Origin of the sequence: Streptomyces sp. V2I9 (assembly GCF_030817475.1) — a bacterium.
In the GTDB taxonomy this organism is placed as follows: Bacteria; Actinomycetota; Actinomycetes; order Streptomycetales; family Streptomycetaceae; genus Streptomyces.
Genome location: NZ_JAUSZJ010000002.1, coordinates 912,499 through 928,766 on the forward strand (window position 1 = coordinate 912,499; position 16,268 = coordinate 928,766).

Consider the following 16,268-nt stretch of genomic DNA (forward strand, 5'->3'; position numbering starts at 1 on the left):
CGTGGAACGGGCCCCTTCGGTGTGCGCGGCTCCGGCGCCCTGGTCGCCGTGCTCAGCTCCGGCGGGGCGGCCGGGGGAAGAAGCCGCTCGTCCGGGCGCGGTACGCGGCGAATCCGGGCCGGTGCGCCATGTGGCGCTCCAGCAGGGCCGCCCCGCTGCCCTTGGTGAGCAGGAAGCTCATCACCAGCGGGGCGACGACGGTCGCGGCCGCGGCGGCGGGCGACTGGCAGACGAAGAGGAAGAGGCCCCACCAGACGCAGAAGTCCCCGAAGTAGTTCGGATGGCGGGTCCAGGACCACAGCCCCCGGTCCATGATCTTCCCCTGGTTCGCGGGGTCGGCCTTGAACCGGGCGAGCTGGGCGTCCCCGATCGCCTCGAAGGCGAGCCCGACCGCCCACAGCAGCGCCCCCGCCAGGGCCCACCACGCGAGCGGCGCGGTGAGGTACTGCGCGGTCTGCACCGGGAGCGAGACGAGCCAGACCAGTGCGCCCTGGAGGAGGTACACCTTGCGCAGGGCGTACAGCTGGGGGCGGCCGGGGGCCTTGGCCAGCATCTTCGCGTAGCGCGGGTCCTCCCCGTGCCCCCTCCCCCGCCGTCCGATGTGGACCGAGAGGCGCAGCCCCCAGATCACGGTGAGCGCGGTGACCAGCAGCCGTCGGCCGTCGTCGCCGGTGCCGGACGAGAGGACGTACGACACCAGGGCGACGGCGGCGAACCCGATGCCCCAGGCGACGTCGACGATCCGGTGGACGCCCTTCCTCAGGGCGATCACGAAGGTGACGAGCATGACGGCGAGGGCGGCGGCCGCGCCCGCCAGCCCGCTCGTGAACGCGGACCAGGCGAAGCCGCTCATCGCTCCTCCCCCGGGTCCGCCGGGGCGTACCAACCGCGCCGGGTGGCGGGCATCGCCGCGGAGCCGACCGCGTCCGGCCGTACGGAGAGGATCTGATCGACGCCCATCCGGCGCTCCTCGAACGCGAGCGCGCCGCCGGCGAGGTAGAGCCGCCACACCCGAGCGGTCTCCTCCCCCACCCGCGCGACGAACTCCGCCCATCGCTCCTCCAGCGTGCGCCGCCACGCCTCCACGGTCCGTACGTAGTGCTCGCGCAGCGACTCGACGTCCCGCACTTCGAGCCCGGCCCCCTCCAGCAGGGAGACGGTCTCGCCGAGCGGCCGCATGTGCATATCGGGGGCGATGTAGGACTCGATGAACGCGCCGCCGCCCGGTGCGTTCGCCCCTCGGGACATCTGCTGGACCAGGGCCCGGCCCCTCGGCCGCAGCGCGTCGTGCAGGATCGCGGTAACGCCGGGTACTCGGCGTCCCCCACGTGCTCGCCCATCTCGACGGTGGACACGGCGTCGTACGCTCCCCCCGATGTCCCGGTAGTCGGCGTGCAGCACCTCGACGAGATCGCCGAGACCCCGGCCCGCGACCTGCTCCCGCACGTACGCGGCCTGCTCGGCGGCGAGGGTGACGGCGGTGACGTGGACGCCGTGGCGCTCGGCCGCGTACAGGCTCAGGTAACCCCAGCCGCATCCGATGTCCAGCAGCCGGGAGCCCGGCCGCACCGACCCGGTCCGCGAGGGTGGGGGCGGGTGCGGTCAGGCCCCGTTCGCGCACGGCGCGGCGCAGGGCGCGCAGCCCGTCGGCGAGGTCGGCGTCGAGGTCGATGTCGCCCGTGATGTACGCCTCGGCCAGGCCGAGTTCGCCCGGCTGCCACAGCAGGCGGCGCAGCGCCCTGCGGGTCCGCACATGGACCGTGGGGGCGTCGCGCGGCCCGGTCTCGCTGCCGTCCCACATCCGCAGCCGGACCGGCAGTCCCCCGCCGAGGAACCGTTCGATCATCGGTGCGACGCGCTGGGCCGCCCCGGTCGGAGTGCACCGGGCGGAGGGCTTGGTCGCGGTGGTGCTCACGCGGTCTCCTCACGGGTCAGGAGCAGTTGCCGCACATCGAGGTAGCCGGAGCGGAAGCCCGCTTCGGAGTAGGCGAGGTAGAAGGTCCACATCCGGCGGAAGACGGCGTCGAAGCCGAGGGCGTCGACCTCGGCCGCACGCTCGGTGAACCGCTCGCGCCACAGCCGGAGCGTCTCGGCGTAGTGCGCGCCGAACCGGATGCGCCGGGTGGTGCGCAGGCCGGTGTGGGCGGCGGTGATCCGCTCGACGGCCTCGGTGGAGGGCAGCAGTCCACCGGGGAAGATGTACTTCTGTATCCAGGTGTACGTGGAGCGGCTGGCGCGCAGCCGGTCGTCGGGCATGGTGATGGTCTGGAGGGCGACCCGGCCGCCGGGGGCGAGCAGACGGTCCAGGGTGTGGAAGTAGACGGGCCAGAACTCCTCGCCGACCGCCTCGATCATCTCGACGCTGACGATGGCGTCGTAGGCGCCGGTGACCTGCCGGTAGTCGCTCAGCCGCACTTCCACGCGGTCCTCGAACCCGGCCTCGCGGATGCGGACACGGGCCAGGTCGCGCTGCTCGGCGGAGAGGGTGACAGTGACGACGCGGGCGCCGCGCGCGGCCGCACGGACGGCCAGTTCGCCCCAGCCGGTGCCGATCTCCAGGAGGCGGGTGCCCTCGGTGACCCCGGCGGCGTCCAGCAGCCGGTCGATCTTGCGGTGCTGGGCGGCGGGCAGCAGGTCGTGTTCGGCCGGGAAGCCGCGGAAGACGGCGGAGGAGTAGGACAGCGTCTCGTCGAGGAAGAGGGCGAACAGGTCGTTGGACAGGTCGTAGTGGTGGCTGATGTTGTTCCGGGAGCCGTCGGGGGTGTTGAGCTGCGCTGCGGGCCTGCGCAGCGCCCAGGCGCCGCGCAGCCGTTGCAGGGGCCGGGGGACGAGGTCGGCCGCGTGGCCGGCGAGCACGGTCAGGACGCCGACGAGGTCGGGCGCGTCCCACTCGCCGGCCAGGTAGGACTCGCCGAAGCCGATGAGCCCGCTCGCGCCGATCCGCCGGAAGAAGGCGTCGGGGTCGCGGATGTCCATGAGCGGCCCGCCGAGTCCGATGTCCTCGCGGCCCGCGAGCCGGGCGCGCAGCGGGAAGCTGCCGAGGGCGCGGCGCACGATGCGTTCCGCGACGGCGGTCCGGGCGCGGGAGACGCGGGGCGGGATGGCGACGTCGGGCCAGCGTTCCGGATCGGTGCCGGAGGTGTGGTCTGCCGACAGCGCCGGGGTGGGAGCGGTCACTGCATGCCTTCCTGGGTGCGGTGCGGGGGTCGGGGGCGCACGGGGAGCCCGCGCAGATGAAGCCGGATGCCGTGCAGGCGGATCGCGGCGGAGACGACGAGGGGGGACAGCGGGTGGCGCAGGGCGAGCCGCAGCAGTTCGCGCGGGGTGGCGGGGCGGCGCGCGCCCCGCACGGTCGCGGTGAACGGGCGGCCCCCTTCGCGCTCCAGATGAACCGTCAGGTCGAGCCGGGGCCCCGGCTCGGGCAGCCGCATCCGGTAGCCGCCGTCCACGGGGAAGAACGGCGAGACGTAGAACTTCTTGCCGGTCACCGCCCGGCCGTCCCCGTCGGGGTGGAGCAGGTAGCCGTGGCGCCCGCCGTACGTGTTGTGCACCTCGGCGACGACGCAGAGGGGGCTGCCGTCGGGGCGGTGGCACCAGTAGACGGTGATCGGGTTGAGACGTGCCCGAACACCCGCGCCTGGGTGAGCATGGTGACGGTGCCGTCGCCGAGTTCGACGCCTCGGGCGCGCAGGAAGCGTTCGAGCCCGGCGCGGATGGTGGGCGCGGTGCCGCCGAAGTGGTCGCGGGGCTCGAACCGGGCCAGCGGCCGCAGGGCGCGGGGCGGCCGGGGCGGCCGGTCGGGGTCGATCAGCCACAGGTAGGTCCGGTGCCGGAACGCGTACGCCGTGGGCCGGTTCCGTACGTGCGTGATGGTGCACGGGTAGAGGGCGTTCACCAGGCCACCCCCAGGGCGGCGGCGGCCTCGGCCCCCGAACGGCAGCCGTCCTCGTGGAACCCCCAGCCGTGGTACGCCCCGGCGTAGGCGGTGACCGGGCCGGAGAGAGCGGGCAGCCGGGGCCTGGGCAGCGACGGATTCAGGGGTGTAGACGGGGTGTTCGTAGACCATGCTGGCTGACGACGGAGTCGTACGAGGCCGTCGTGCCGTCCTCCGTGGTGATCTCGACGCCGTCCGCGTGCCGGGCGACGGCGCGCACCGGCGTCGTGGTGTGCACGGCGGCGAGCCGCTCGACGACGAGGCCGACGTACGCGCGGAAGCCGCCGGTCACGGTGCGCCAGACCGGCGAGCCGCCGATCGAGAGCATCCCGTGGTGGTCGAGGAACCGGAAGAGGTAGCGGGCCGGGTAACTCAGCGCGCTGACCGGGTCGCAGGACCAGACGGCGGAGACGACGGGCGTCAGGAAGTGGGCGCGGAAGTAGGGCGAGAACCGGCCCCGCCGGGCGAACTCCCCCAGCGTCATCTCCTGTGCGCCGCTCTCCGGCAGCGCGAGGATGGCTCGGGCCGCGCGGTGGAAGCGCGGCACGTCGGCGAGCATCCGCAGGTAGGGGCCGCGCAGGGCGGAGCGCGGCTGCGCGAAGAGTCCGGACGGACCGCGCGCCCCGGCGTATTCGAGGCCGCACCCCTCGCACCGTACCGACATCGACATCTCGGACTCCTGGGTGGCGACGCCGAGTTCGTCGAAGAGCCGGAGCAGGTGCGGATAGGTACGCCGGTTGTGCACGATGAAGCCGGAGTCGACGCTGTGCGTCCGGCCGTCGGAGGCGTCCAGTTCATGCGTGTGGGCGTGACCGCCGACGCGGTCGTCCGCCTCGTACAGGGTCACGTCGTGCGCGTCCCGGAGCACGTACGCGGCGGTCAGCCCCGCCACCCCGGACCCCACCGCGGCCGTCCGCCGTCGCCCTGCCATCTCCCGGCTCCCTCCGGTCGTCCCCCACGGGTCGGAGCGCTGCGGGAGCACTCCTTCGAGAGCCCATTCGTGGCTGCCGCCCCGAGGGATTGGTCGATCTTCGGCATACCTCCGAACGAGTGAATGCAGGCATCCGGCCAATCCGGCGGCCGCCGGGCGCCGAACCCCTTGCGTGAGAACAGACCGGAACGACGCGCGGACGAACGGCGCACGCCTCTCCCGGCGGTCCCGCTCGGCACGGTGGTCCGTCTCCCGCGGCTGGGAGACGGACCACGGGACACCCCACGCGCCGAGTGCCGAGCGCCGAGAAGTCGGCGCGCTCGACAGTTCCCCGGCTCCTCACGTGCCTCTTTGTCGCTTTGTCCCCTCGATCCACTCGACGCCCTCGACACCCTTCGATTCAGGAGAAACACCATGAACTCGCTCCTCTTCCGCCGCGCCGCGCTCGCCGTGTCCGCAACCGTCGTGCTGCCGCTGGCCCTGGCCGCCTGCTCGTCGGACGACTCCTCCAAGGACTCGGCCGCGGGTTCGACGCCCAGCGCGTCCACGCCGGCGGAGTCTCCGGCCGATGACTCGACGACCACGGACAAGCCGTTCGGCCCGGCCTGTTCGTCGGTGCCGAAGGAAGGCGCGGGCTCGTTCGACGGCATGGCGCAGGACCCGGTCGCCACGGCCGCGTCGAACAACAAGGAGCTGTCGACGCTCGTGGCCGCCGTGAAGCAGGCCGGCCTGGTGGACACGCTCAACAACGCGCAGAACATCACGGTGTTCGCCCCGACGAACGACGCCTTCGCCAAGATCCCGCAGGCCGACCTGGACGCGCTGCTGGCGGACAAGGCCGAGCTCACCAAGGTGCTCACCTACCACGTGGTCGGTGAGAAGCTGACGCCGAAGCAGTTGGAGAAGGGCTCCTTCGGCACTCTGGAGAAGAGCAGCCTGACGACGGCGGGCTCGGGCACGGAGTACACCGTGAACGACTCCTCGAAGGTCGTCTGCGGTAATGTCCCGACCGCCAACGCGACGGTCCACATCGTCGACACGGTCCTGATGCCCCCGAAGTGACCCGCTCCGGACGCCCGTAGAGGAGGGGCGGGGCCGCGGAACACCGCGGCCCCGCCCCTCCTCATGTCTCGTGTCCTCGTGTCCCGTGCGCCCCAGCCCTTAGCCTGACCGGATGACGCAGCGCGCACCCGTGGACCGTGGCGACCGCGTAGCCGGAGCCGTGGTGGGCTCCGCTGCCGGGGACGCGCTCGGCGCCCCGTTCGAGTTCGGCCCTTCCGGGGTCTTCACCACCCGCTTCCCCGACGGCGTCGGGACCCTGTGCGGAGGCGGTGGCTGGGATCCGGGCGAGGCGACGGACGACACCCAGATGGCCGTGCTGGTCGGGGAGTCGCTGCTGGAGCGCGGCGGCCTGGACCTGCCTGACGTCTTCGACCGGTTCCGGCGGTGGGCGGCGGGCGAGCCCAAGGACATCGGCCTGCAGACCGAGGACGTGCTGACGAACGGCTCGCCGTGGGACCTGGCGGCGGGCCTGCATTTCCAGGTCAACGGGCGGGCGGCGGGCAACGGTTCGCTGATGCGGGCCTCCACGTCCGCGGTGTACTTCGCGCGCGCCGGACGTACGCCGACGATGGAAGCGGCCCGCCGGATCGCTGCGCTGACCCACGGCGACGGAGCGGCCCGGGAGGGCACCGCGGTCCTCCACGAACTGATCCGGGTCGCGCTCGCGGGCGGCGATCCGCTCGCCGCCGTCCCCGGAACGCTGGCCGAGGTGCACGCCGACCACCGGGACCGCTGGGCGGCGGTGCTGGCCCACGACTGGCACCCCGGCCTGGCGACCGAGTTCAACGGCGCGGTGTGGCCCTGCCTCGGCACGGCCCTCTGGGCGCTGCGCACGACCGACAGCTTCGAGCGGGCGTTGGCGTGCGCGGTGGACGTGGGCGGGGACACCGACACCGTGGCGGCCGTGACGGGCGGCCTGGCGGGAGCCGTGTACGGAATCGGAGCGGTGCCGGCCCGGTGGACCGGGCTGCTGCACGTACCGCTGCCCGGCTACGCGGATCGCTGCCTGGACACGGCGGACCTTCTCACCCTGGCGGCACGGCTCGACGCAGAGGGCCCTCGGACCGTATGAGGACGCACGCGTCGATCGCTCGAACAGCATCGCCCGAAATATTCACATAAGAACCGGATAAGCGCACGATGGAGGTATGGGTGCTCGTCGCAATCAACCCCACGGCGGCGGGGCCCGCAGGACCGAAGGGGACGAGATCTCATGAGCAACGTCTCACACGCGAGGAGCGATCTGTCGGGCCACCCCGACGCCTCCGAGATGCGTGCGCGGTACGACCGCGTGATGGGCGGTCGTGATGTGGCGCTGGTGGACGCGCCGGTCTTCCTGGTCGGCCTCTACTGCGCCGTCTCCCCGTGGGTGCTCCACTTCACGGCGAGCCAGCCGGCTCTGGTCACGCACAACCTGGTGATGGGCATCGCGGTCGCGGTACTGGCGCTCGGCTTCACCGTGATGCCGGAACGCATGTACGGACTGAGCTGGGCGATCTGCGCGATGGGTGCGTGGATCATCGTGTCGACCTGGGTGGTGGGCAGCAGCCCGGACACCGGGATCGTGATCAGCAACATCATCGCCGGCGGACTGACCGTGCTGCTGGGCATGGTCTGTGCGGGAGCGGCGGCCAGGACCCGCAGGACGTGACAGCGCCCCACCCTGCGGACCCCCGGCCCTCCGGCCCTCCGGCTTCGAGGATCGGGGGCTGGGGGCCGAGCACCTCGGCCCCCAGCCTCTCGGGAGCGCGATGAGCGGGGTCCGGGGGCGCGCCCCCGGCCGAGGGAGAGGGCGCGACGGGAAACAGGTCCGCCGCAGGCACCCGGCGCGCCCGCCCGGCCGCTCACCCCACCGAGCTGTACGCCACGACCCCCCGCAGCACCGCGTCCACCGCCTTACGGGCGTTCTTCGCCACGCTGGAGGTCGTGGCGCCGGCAGCCCCGGCCCCCGACTCCCGCGGTGCCGCGGCGGCCACCTGCCCCAGCACGTCGATCACCTGCTTGCACCACCGGACGAAGTCTCCCGCCGGCATCTCCGCCTCACGCAGCACCTCGTCGAGCGTCCGGCCGGAGGCCCACATGTAGACCGCCCAGGCGAAGCCGAGATCGGGCTCGCGCTGCCCGACCCCCTCCGCCTGGTTGATCTTGAAGTCCTCCTCCAGGGCGTCCAGCCGCCCCCAGATCCGCACCATTTCGCCCAGGGCGGCCTTGGCGGGACCGGACGGCACCTTGGGTGCGACCGCGTCGTCGGACTGCCGCGCCTCGTACACCAACGCCGAGACGCAGGCGGCGAGTTCGGCGGGGTTGAGCCCCTCCCACACGCCGTCCCGCAGGCACTCGCTGGCGAGCAGGTCCAATTCGCCGTAGAGCCGGGCCAGTCGCCGGCCGTTCTCCGTGACCTCGTCTCCCCGGAGGTAGTCCATCTCCGTGAGGAGGGCGACGATCCGGTCGAAGGTCCGGGCGATCGTGTTCGTCCGCCCCTCGATCCGCTTCTCCAGCTGCCGGGTGTCCCGCTGCAACCGGTGATAGCGCTCGGCCCACCGCGCATGGTCCTCGCGCTCGTCGCACCCGTGACAGGGGTGGGCGCGCAGCTCGGTCCGCAGCCGGGCGATCTCGCGGTCGTCGGCGGCCGGCGCGCGCCCCTTGCGGTGCCGGTCGGGCACGATGTGCCCGGCCTTGGTCCGCAGCGCCGAGGCGAGGTCGCGCCGGGACTGCGGCGATCGCGGGTTGAACGACTTCGGAACCCGCATCCGGTCCAGCGCCTCCACCGGCACCGGGAAGTCCATCGAAGCCAGCCGCTTGACCTGCCGCTCGGCGGTCAGCACGAGCGGCCGCGGCCCGTCGTGGTGGTCGAAGCCGCGGTGCCCGTTGGCCCGCCCGGCGGGCAGACCCGGGTCCAGCACCAGGGCCAGCCCCGCGAACTTCCCCGTCGGCACGTGGATGACGTCTCCGGGCTTCAGCTTCTCCAGCGAGGAGGCCGCGGCCGCCCTCCGCTGGGCCGCGCCCTGCTTGGCCAGCTCCGTCTCGCGGTCCTTGAGGTCGCGCCGCAGGCGCGCGTACTCCTCGAAGTCCCCGAGGTGGCAGGTCATGCCCTCCTTGTAGCCCTCCAGCCCTTCCTCGTTGCGCTGCACCTGCCGGGAGATCCCGACGACGGACTTGTCCGCCTGGAACTGGGCGAACGAGGTCTCCAGCAGCTCGCGCGAGCGGTGCCGCCCGAACTGCTGCACCAGGTTGACCGCCATGTTGTACGAGGGACGGAAGCTGGAGCGCAGCGGATACGTCCGCGTGCCCGCGAGGCCGGCCAGTGCCGTCGGGTCCATGCCGCGCTGCCACAGGACCACCGCGTGGCCCTCGACGTCGATGCCGCGGCGTCCGGCCCGGCCGGTGAGCTGGGTGTACTCGCCGGGGGTGATGTCGGCGTGCTGCTCGCCGTTCCACTTGACCAGCTTCTCCAGCACCACGGAACGCGCGGGCATGTTGATGCCGAGCGCCAGCGTCTCGGTGGCGAAGACGGCCTTCACCAGGCCCCGGACGAACAGCTCCTCGACGACCTCCTTGAAGGTCGGCAGCATGCCCGCGTGGTGGGCGGCGATGCCCCGCTCCAGTCCCTCCAGCCACTCGTAGTAGCCCAGGACGTGCAGATCCTCGCCGGGGATGGACGCCGTCCGCTCCTCGACGATCTCGCGAACCAGCCGCCGGTTGTCCTCGTCGTTGAGCCGGAGGCCGGCGTACAGGCACTGCTGGACGGCGGCCTCGCAGCCCGCCCGGCTGAAGATGAAGGTGATGGCGGGCAGCAGGCCCTCGTTGTCCAGCCGCTCGATGACCTCGGGGCGGCCGGGCGTCCAGATCCGGCCGCGCTGACGCCGCTCGCGCTCGCGGTCGGCCTCCCGCACCATCTTGCCCCGGCGGCGGTCGCGCGGGTTGTAGACGTTCTGGCTCTCCTGGCGGGCGAGCCGGACCAGGTCCGGGTTGACCTCGCGCCGCCCCGCGCCCCGGCCGCCGTGGTCGGTCGTCTCCTCGAAGAGGTCGTACATCCGGCGTCCGGCCATCACGTGCTGCCAGAGCGGCACCGGCCGGTGCTCGGAGACGATCACCTCGGTGTCGCCGCGTACGGTGTCCAGCCAGTCGCCGAACTCCTCCGCGTTGGAGACGGTCGCCGAGAGGGATACCAGCGTCACCGACTCCGGGAGGTGGATGATCACTTCCTCCCACACCGCGCCCCGGAACCGGTCGGAGAGGTAGTGCACCTCGTCCATGACCACGTAACCGAGGCCGGACAGCGAGGGTGAGCCCGCGTACAGCATGTTCCGCAGGACCTCGGTGGTCATCACGACCACGGGCGCCTCGGAGTTGACGCTGTTGTCGCCCGTGAGGAGGCCGACCTTGTCCGCGCCGTACCGCTTGACCAGATCGGCGAACTTCTGGTTGGAGAGCGCCTTGATCGGCGTGGTGTAGAAGCACTTGCGGCCCTGTTCCAGGGCCAGGTGCACGGCGAACTCGCCGACGATCGTCTTGCCCGACCCGGTGGGGGCCGCGACCAGCACCCCCTTGCCCGCCTCCAGGGCCTGGCATGCCTCGATCTGGAACGGGTCCAGACCGAACTCGTACATCTCGCGGAACGGCCCGAGAGCCGTCGCCATCTCGGCCGCACGCTCGCGAGAAGCCTGGTATCGCTCAGCTGGTGAGAGGTCCTCTGTCATCTTGACCACGAGCCTACCCGCCACCTCCGACAGTCAGCCCGATCTTTATGTCGCCTCGGCACTCCACCCCGTCGGACCCCGTCAGCCTCCGGTGAGCACCCGCACCGCGCCCAGTACGCAGGTGGCGGTGAGCGGCAGCGGACCCACCGGTTCACCGTCCGCGTACGCCGTGATCCCGGCGGCAGCCAGCTCGATGGAGGAGACCCGGTGCACGGTGACGGCCGGATGGTCCAGGTGCGTGCCCCGGTAGACCCTCGGAAAGACCTTGAGCAGCGTGGCGCGGGTGCACCGCCCCACCACGGTCACGTCGAAGAGGCCGTCGTCCATCTCCGCGCCGGCACAGATCCGCATGCCCCCGCCGTACGCGCTCCCGTTGCCGACCGCGATGAGGGTGGCCTCGATCTCGGTGGGCTCTCCCCCGTCGAGCCGGAGCCGGTACGGGATCGGCCGGAAGGCGGCCAGTTCGGCGAGGATCGCGAGGTCGTACGTGAACCGGCCGCCGACGAGGCGCATCCGGTTGCCCCGGTCGTTGACGCGGGAGTCGAAGCCGGAGGCGAGGACCGTGCCGAACCAGCGCTCCCCGACCCGGCCGAGGTCGATCTCGCGGTGGCCGCCGCCCTTGAGCGCCCGCGCGGCCAGCCGTCCGGCGGCGGCCGGATCGCGGATCGGCAGGCCCAGCGCGCGGGCGAAGTCGTTGCCGCTGCCGGCGGCGACGATCCCGAGCGGGGTCGCGGTCCCGGCGACGGCCTGGAGGGCGAGGGACACCAGCCCGTCCCCGCCCACGGCTATCAGCGCCCCGGTCCCCGCGGCGACCGCCTCACGGGCCCGGCGCAGGGCGTCGCCGGCGTCCTCGCCCAGCACCGTACGGACGGAGAATCCGGCGTCCCGCAACGCGGAAGCGGCCGGCTGCGCGGCGTGCGCGCCCCGGCCGCGCCCCGCGGTGGGATTGACGAAGAGGGTGATCTCGCTGGTCACCCGCCGGACCCTACAAGGTCAGGTGATGTCGTCGTAACCGTTCAGCCGGTGCGGTCCGGCGGCGTCCGCCTCTCCGGACGCCTGTCCGGGAAGGGCGGGGCGGGAAGAGGGGGAGACGTTCTCCACGCGGCCGACGGGCTCGGGCGTCAGGTCGAGGGGAGCCGCCTCGTCGTCGCTGAGCTCGGCGTCGGGGTTGTTGCGGTTGCGGCGCTTGTCGTTCAGCAGGGAGAAGCCGACGGCGAGGAAGTAGAGGACCGCGAGCGGGCCGGCGAGGAGCAGCATGGAGATGGGCTCGCCGCCGGGGGTGGCGATGGCCGCGAAGGCGGTGAGGCCGACGAGCATGCCGCGCCACCAGCGCAGCATCCGGGTGCCGGTGAGGACCCCGGTCATGTTGAGGGCGACGAGCAGGAGCGGCAGCTCGAAGGCGAGGCCGAAGACGATCACCATGCGGGTGATCAGATCGAGGAAGTCGTCGAGCGGCAGGAGGTTGGTCACATTGTCCGGCGTGAAGCCGAGCATGATCTCGGCCGTCTGCGGCAGGATCGCGTACGCGAGGTAGGCGCCCGCCGTGAACAGCGGGACGCCCGCGGCCACGAAGGCCAGGGAGTACCGCTTCTCCTTCTGGTGGAGGCCGGGGGCGACGAAGGCCCAGAGCTGGTACAGCCAGACGGGCGTGGCGACGAGGACACCCGCCATGAGGGACACCTTCAGGGCGATGGTGAACGGCGACAGCAGGCCGTTGGTGGTCATCTCCGCGCACGGGCGGCCGTTGACCATCGTCTCGACGCCGTTCTTGCAGCCGACCGAGTCGAGGATCGGCTTCATCAGGAACTCGAAGATCTCCTTGTGGAAGAAGGCGGCCCCGATGACGGCGATCACGATCGCCAGCACGGCCTTCAGCAGCCGGTTACGCAGCTCACGCAGGTGATCGAGGAGAGGCATCCGCCCCTCGTCGTTCTTCTCCTGCTTGCGGGCAGACTTGAGCAACCCACTTCCCTCGTCTCGTGCGGCGGCTGTCGGCGAAACGCGTCAGCGGTCAGCTCTGGGTGGTGGGCTTGGCCTCGTTGACCGGGCGGGAGCTGGTGACGTCGCCCGGTGCGGCCTGGATGGTGCGCGCGGTGGTGGCCTGCGGAGGGACCGTGTCCTCGACGGTCTCCGTGGTGGGCGCCGCGGTCGCCGCGTCGTCCTTCTTCATGGCCTTGGCCTCGCTCTTGAGGATGCGGGCCGACTTGCCGAGCGAACGCGCCATGTCGGGGAGCTTCTTGGCACCGAAGAGCAGCAGGATGACAGCGATGATCAGAACGATCTCGAGGGGCTTCAGATTGCCGATCATGTGCGACTTCCTTCTCACTGAGGCGGCTGGGCTGGGGGTGGGCTCGCTACCCGTTCGACCGGGCATACGTCCGATCGTTGCGCTTGCCAGCGATCGTAACCCGCAGGGGTAAACGCGAGGCAATGCCCGTGCGTACTCCAGCTTGCGGCCCGCATCTCCCTGCCGGGGCCGACCCCTGCAGAGTACCCCCCTCGCCCGGCCGGCCCGGGGCCGCGGGCCCGTCAGCGCAGGCTGTCGCCGGTGGCCGCGAGCCGGGTGGCGGCCTGTTCGAGGTCCTCCGACGCCCGGTTGATCCGCTCGGTGGTGGCCGAGACCTGCCGGCCGAGGCGCCGGGCCTCCACGAAGACCTTGACGCCGAGCACGCCGAGGACGGCGACGCCCAGGAATCCGAGGGCGATGGCGAGCATGGGCCAGAACATACGGCGTGCCTCTTCCTACGGGCTTGCGGACCGCGGGCAGGTGCCGCGGCGGGCGCTACAGGGCGGTGTGCAGACGCAGGGTCCGCACCCCGCCGCCGGTGAGCAGTTCGATGATGCGCTCTCCGGCGGGCTTGCGGACACAGGCCCCGCAGTCGGGGCAGGTGAAGGTGTAGAAGGTCGTGCGGCTGGTGGCGCCGATCGCCAGGCGCAGCGCCGCGGCGGCGAGCTCGAAGCGGGCGCGGCAGTCGGGGCAGGCGGCCCGGAAGCGCACGGCGGTCACCGGTACGGGGACCTCGCCGGGCCGGGACGCCGGGCGGAGCCCGGTGGCGGCGGTCGGGAACGGGGACGTCCGGTTCATCGTCGTCTCGCCTCCCCGCGCCCTCAGACCGCGTCCTCGTAGGCGGCGAGCGCCTGGCGGGCGGCGTCACGGGCACTGTCGGCGAGTTCCGGCGGGGTGACGATGCGGCCGTCGCCGCCCAGGCGCAGGGCGAGCCGGCGCAGCGAGGCCGGGTCCGGGGTGCGCAGGATGATCCGCAGGCCGCCGTCGGGGAGCTCCTCGGCGGAGTCGTGCGGGTAGTACTCGGCGACCCAGCGGCCGCCGGTGCCGACCTCGATCACGACCTCGGGGTCCTCGGCGGCGGGCTGGACGAGCCCGGCGGACAGGTCGCGCAGCTCCAGCTCGGGCGGGGCGGCGGGGGCGTCGAGGATGCGGATCTCGGCGACCCGGTCCAGCCGGAAGGTCCGGCGGGCCTCGGAGAGCCGGCACCAGCCCTCCATGTAGGTGTGGCCGACGGCGAAGAGCCGGATCGGGTCGACCTCGCGCTCGGTCAGTTCGTCGCGGGCGGGCGAGTAGTAGCGCAGCCAGAGCCGGCGGCGCTCGGAGATGGCGCGGTCGACGTCGGCGAAGACACCGCCCTCCGCCTCGAAGGTCACCGAGAGCCGGGAGCTGGCGGCCCCGGACTCCCCGGCGGCCGTCTCCAGCTTGGCGGTGGCACGGACGAGGGCGAGGCGGTCGCTCTCGCGCAGGCCGGGCAGGGTGGCGACGGCGCGGGCGGCCACGAGCAGCGCGGTGGCCTCGTCGGCGGCGAGCCGGAGCGGTTCGGCGACGTCGTCCGGGTTGTGCCACCAGATCCGGTCGCCGTCGGTGTCGATGTCGAGGAGGTCGCCGCCGCGGAAGCTGGTGCCGCACATGGGCAGCACGTCGAGGTCCGAGATCAGCTCGTCCTCGGTGATCCCGAAGGCCCGTGCCACGTCCTGGACGTGGGCGCCGGGGCGTTCGCGCAGATACGTCACCAGGGACAGCATCCTGCGGGTCTGGTCGATCGCGTTCGTGGCCATCGTTCCGTTCTCCCTCGTCCCTAGTCCTTGGCCACGGCGCGGAGCCGGTCCACCACATCGGCCCGCAGATCGGCGGGTTCCTCCACGACGACGTCCGGGCCGAACTCGACGAGCCAGGCGTCGAGGCCGTGGCCGTACGGGATCTCCAGTTCGTCCCAGCCGTCACCGCGTTCCCGTACCGCTGTGGCGCGCGACCGCAGCGGGTAGCCGGCCCCGGCGCGGAGCCTGATCCGCGCGGTACGGGTGGCGACCTCGCCGGCCCAGCTCTCCACCGTCTCGCGGACGGTGACCACGTCGGGCACCTCGGCGGTGAACGCCCCGGCGCGGGAGCGGACCTTGCCGGTGATACGGGAGAGCCGGAAGACGCGTTCGGCGCCGCGTTCGCGGTCCCATCCGGCGAGGTACCAGTGGCCGCGCCAGCATTCGAGAGTCCAGGGCTCCACCTGGCGCTGTTCGGCGCGGGCGCTGTTGGCCTTGCGGTAGTCGAAGGTGACGGGACGGCGGTCGCGGCAGGCCAGCATGAGGGGCTCGAAGGCGGCCTCGTGGACGGGGATGCGGGGTTCGAGGGCGCTGTGGACCTCGTAGGCGTCCTCGGACTCGGGCATGCCGGCGGCGCGCAGCTTCTGCAGGGCACCGCTGGCCGCACCGGCGAGGCGCGCCTGCTGCCAGACCTTCGCGGCGAGGCCGAGAGCGGCGGCCTCCTCGGCGTCCAGGGTGATGGGAGGAAGCCTGTTGCTGTCGCGGCGGGCCAGGTAGCCGATCTCGCCGTCGAGGTTCTCGACGGTCTCGATGACGAGGCCCAGCTCGCGCAGATCGTCCTTGTCCCGCTCGAACATCCGGTTGAAGGAGTCGTCGGAGCCCGCTTCGAGGTACGCCTCGATGGATCCGCGGAGTTCGCGCTTGCTGAGCGGGCGCCGGGTCCCCAGCAGGCACAGCGCGAGGTTCATCAACCGCTCGGCCTTGGCAATCGCCATCGATGCCCTTTCTCCGGTGCTCTACGACGCTCGACCGTACCGCTCAGGGGGGCGCGGACCAAAGCCGGGCCGCAGGTCGCCGGCCGGTGGAGGGGGCCGCCGGAGAACACGGAGGGCCCCCGCCGCCGGCGGGGGCCCTCCTGATGCGCGCGTGGGGCGGATCAGACCGCGACGAGGTCGCAGACGAAGATCAGCGTCTCGCCGGGGGCGATCTTGCCGCCGGCGCCGCGGTCGCCGTAGGCCAGGTGGGCGGGGATGGTCAGCTGGCGGCGGCCGCCGACCTTCATGCCCTGCACACCCTGGTCCCAGCCGGCGATGACCTGGCCGGCGCCGAGCTGGAACTGCAGCGGGGTGCCGCGGTTCCAGGAGGCGTCGAACTCCTCGCCGCTGGAGAAGGAGACACCCACGTAGTGGACGGAGACGGTCTGGCCCGCCCGGGCCACCGGGCCGTCGCCCTCCCAGATGTCCTTGATCTCCAGGTCGGCCGGCGGCTCGCCGCCCGGGAAGTCGACCTCGGGCTTCTCGATGCTCACTGAACTGCTCCTAAAAAAATCTTGGGGGCACAAGTTTCGCACGGGTCGCCCCGGCGGTCGGACCGTACG

The 16,268-nt window shown here is 72.4% G+C and carries 15 protein-coding genes and 2 pseudogenes; 3 read left to right on the top strand and 14 right to left on the bottom strand.

What is annotated here, in order from left to right:
• Positions 1-52: 52 nt before the first annotated feature.
• From QFZ71_RS04065 to QFZ71_RS04085, 5 genes and pseudogenes are all read right to left on the bottom strand, one after another.
• A complete protein-coding gene (locus QFZ71_RS04065; protein ID WP_307666872.1) occupies positions 53-853 on the bottom strand; it encodes a DUF1295 domain-containing protein in 801 nt (266 codons plus the stop codon).
• Positions 850-1,569 (bottom strand): class I SAM-dependent methyltransferase, encoded by a 720-nt coding sequence (locus QFZ71_RS04070; RefSeq protein ID WP_307666873.1) that lies wholly within the window; start codon positions 1,567-1,569, stop codon positions 850-852. Before QFZ71_RS04070 ends, QFZ71_RS04065 begins: the two co-directional genes overlap by 4 nt.
• Positions 1,570-1,911: 342 nt before the next feature.
• On the bottom strand, positions 1,912-3,177 hold the full coding sequence (locus QFZ71_RS04075; RefSeq protein WP_307666874.1) for a cyclopropane-fatty-acyl-phospholipid synthase family protein: 1,266 nt from the start codon (positions 3,175-3,177) through the stop codon (positions 1,912-1,914).
• Positions 3,174-3,898 (bottom strand): annotated as a pseudogene (locus QFZ71_RS04080) (DUF1365 domain-containing protein). Before QFZ71_RS04080 ends, QFZ71_RS04075 begins: the two are co-directional and overlap by 4 nt.
• Positions 3,892-4,865, bottom strand: a pseudogene (locus QFZ71_RS04085) (NAD(P)/FAD-dependent oxidoreductase). The pseudogenes QFZ71_RS04080 and QFZ71_RS04085 overlap by 7 nt, the downstream one beginning before the upstream one ends.
• 414 nt (positions 4,866-5,279) lie before the next feature.
• Between QFZ71_RS04085 and QFZ71_RS04090 the strand changes: the two are divergent.
• The 3 genes from QFZ71_RS04090 (at position 5,280) to QFZ71_RS04100 (ending at position 7,578) form a co-directional block, all read left to right on the top strand.
• Complete coding sequence (locus tag QFZ71_RS04090) at positions 5,280-5,927, top strand: fasciclin domain-containing protein (RefSeq protein WP_307666875.1); 648 nt, start codon at positions 5,280-5,282, stop codon at positions 5,925-5,927.
• A gap of 112 nt (positions 5,928-6,039) precedes the next feature.
• Positions 6,040-6,999: an ADP-ribosylglycohydrolase family protein gene (locus QFZ71_RS04095; protein ID WP_307666876.1), complete on the top strand. Its 960-nt coding sequence runs from the start codon at positions 6,040-6,042 to the stop codon at positions 6,997-6,999.
• Positions 7,000-7,140: 141 nt separating this feature from the next.
• A complete protein-coding gene (locus QFZ71_RS04100; protein WP_307666877.1) occupies positions 7,141-7,578 on the top strand; it encodes an SPW repeat protein in 438 nt (145 codons plus the stop codon).
• 193 nt (positions 7,579-7,771) lie between these two features.
• On the opposite strand, the gene QFZ71_RS04105 is transcribed toward QFZ71_RS04100, so the two are convergent.
• The 9 genes from QFZ71_RS04105 to QFZ71_RS04145 all read right to left on the bottom strand — a co-directional run bounded on the left by QFZ71_RS04105 (position 7,772) and on the right by QFZ71_RS04145 (position 16,199).
• Entirely contained in the window at positions 7,772-10,627 is a 2,856-nt protein-coding gene (locus QFZ71_RS04105) for an RNA helicase (RefSeq protein WP_307666878.1), read from the bottom strand.
• A gap of 81 nt (positions 10,628-10,708) precedes the next feature.
• Positions 10,709-11,602 carry a diacylglycerol kinase gene (locus QFZ71_RS04110; RefSeq protein WP_307666879.1) on the bottom strand — a complete coding sequence of 298 codons (894 nt, stop codon included), beginning with the start codon at positions 11,600-11,602 and terminating at the stop codon, positions 10,709-10,711.
• Positions 11,603-11,620: 18 nt separating this feature from the next.
• Complete coding sequence (gene tatC, locus QFZ71_RS04115; RefSeq protein ID WP_307666880.1) at positions 11,621-12,589, bottom strand: twin-arginine translocase subunit TatC; 969 nt, start codon at positions 12,587-12,589, stop codon at positions 11,621-11,623.
• A gap of 49 nt (positions 12,590-12,638) precedes the next feature.
• Positions 12,639-12,935, bottom strand: coding sequence for a Sec-independent protein translocase subunit TatA (gene tatA / locus QFZ71_RS04120; protein WP_307666881.1), 297 nt, complete (start codon positions 12,933-12,935; stop codon positions 12,639-12,641).
• A gap of 221 nt (positions 12,936-13,156) precedes the next feature.
• Positions 13,157-13,354 (bottom strand): hypothetical protein, encoded by a 198-nt coding sequence (locus QFZ71_RS04125; RefSeq protein WP_307666882.1) that lies wholly within the window; start codon positions 13,352-13,354, stop codon positions 13,157-13,159.
• Between the two features lie 55 nt (positions 13,355-13,409).
• Positions 13,410-13,712, bottom strand: coding sequence for a hypothetical protein (locus tag QFZ71_RS04130; protein WP_307666884.1), 303 nt, complete (start codon positions 13,710-13,712; stop codon positions 13,410-13,412).
• Positions 13,713-13,735: 23 nt separating this feature from the next.
• The gene (locus tag QFZ71_RS04135) at positions 13,736-14,692 is read right to left on the bottom strand and encodes a YafY family protein (protein ID WP_307666885.1); all 957 of its coding nucleotides are present in this window, start codon (positions 14,690-14,692) and stop codon (positions 13,736-13,738) included.
• Between the two features lie 20 nt (positions 14,693-14,712).
• Positions 14,713-15,666 carry a YafY family protein gene (locus QFZ71_RS04140; RefSeq protein ID WP_307666886.1) on the bottom strand — a complete coding sequence of 318 codons (954 nt, stop codon included), beginning with the start codon at positions 15,664-15,666 and terminating at the stop codon, positions 14,713-14,715.
• A gap of 161 nt (positions 15,667-15,827) precedes the next feature.
• A complete protein-coding gene (locus tag QFZ71_RS04145) occupies positions 15,828-16,199 on the bottom strand; it encodes an FKBP-type peptidyl-prolyl cis-trans isomerase (RefSeq protein WP_307666887.1) in 372 nt (123 codons plus the stop codon).
• Positions 16,200-16,268: the final 69 nt, after the last annotated feature.

What these genes read in the sequence shown, in the direction of transcription:
- QFZ71_RS04130 (WP_307666884.1), bottom strand. Translation starts at nt 13,712, where the DNA reads ATGAACCGGACGTCCCCGTTCCCGACCGCCGCCACCGGGCTCCGCCCG.
- QFZ71_RS04105 (WP_307666878.1), bottom strand. Translation starts at nt 10,627, where the DNA reads ATGACAGAGGACCTCTCACCAGCTGAGCGATACCAGGCTTCTCGCGAG.
- QFZ71_RS04100 (WP_307666877.1), top strand. Translation starts at nt 7,141, where the DNA reads ATGAGCAACGTCTCACACGCGAGGAGCGATCTGTCGGGCCACCCCGAC.
- QFZ71_RS04125 (WP_307666882.1), bottom strand. Translation starts at nt 13,354, where the DNA reads ATGTTCTGGCCCATGCTCGCCATCGCCCTCGGATTCCTGGGCGTCGCC.
- tatA (WP_307666881.1), bottom strand. Translation starts at nt 12,935, where the DNA reads ATGATCGGCAATCTGAAGCCCCTCGAGATCGTTCTGATCATCGCTGTC.
- QFZ71_RS04135 (WP_307666885.1), bottom strand. Translation starts at nt 14,692, where the DNA reads ATGGCCACGAACGCGATCGACCAGACCCGCAGGATGCTGTCCCTGGTG.
- QFZ71_RS04140 (WP_307666886.1), bottom strand. Translation starts at nt 15,666, where the DNA reads ATGGCGATTGCCAAGGCCGAGCGGTTGATGAACCTCGCGCTGTGCCTG.
- QFZ71_RS04065 (WP_307666872.1), bottom strand. Translation starts at nt 853, where the DNA reads ATGAGCGGCTTCGCCTGGTCCGCGTTCACGAGCGGGCTGGCGGGCGCG.
- QFZ71_RS04095 (WP_307666876.1), top strand. Translation starts at nt 6,040, where the DNA reads ATGACGCAGCGCGCACCCGTGGACCGTGGCGACCGCGTAGCCGGAGCC.
- QFZ71_RS04090 (WP_307666875.1), top strand. Translation starts at nt 5,280, where the DNA reads ATGAACTCGCTCCTCTTCCGCCGCGCCGCGCTCGCCGTGTCCGCAACC.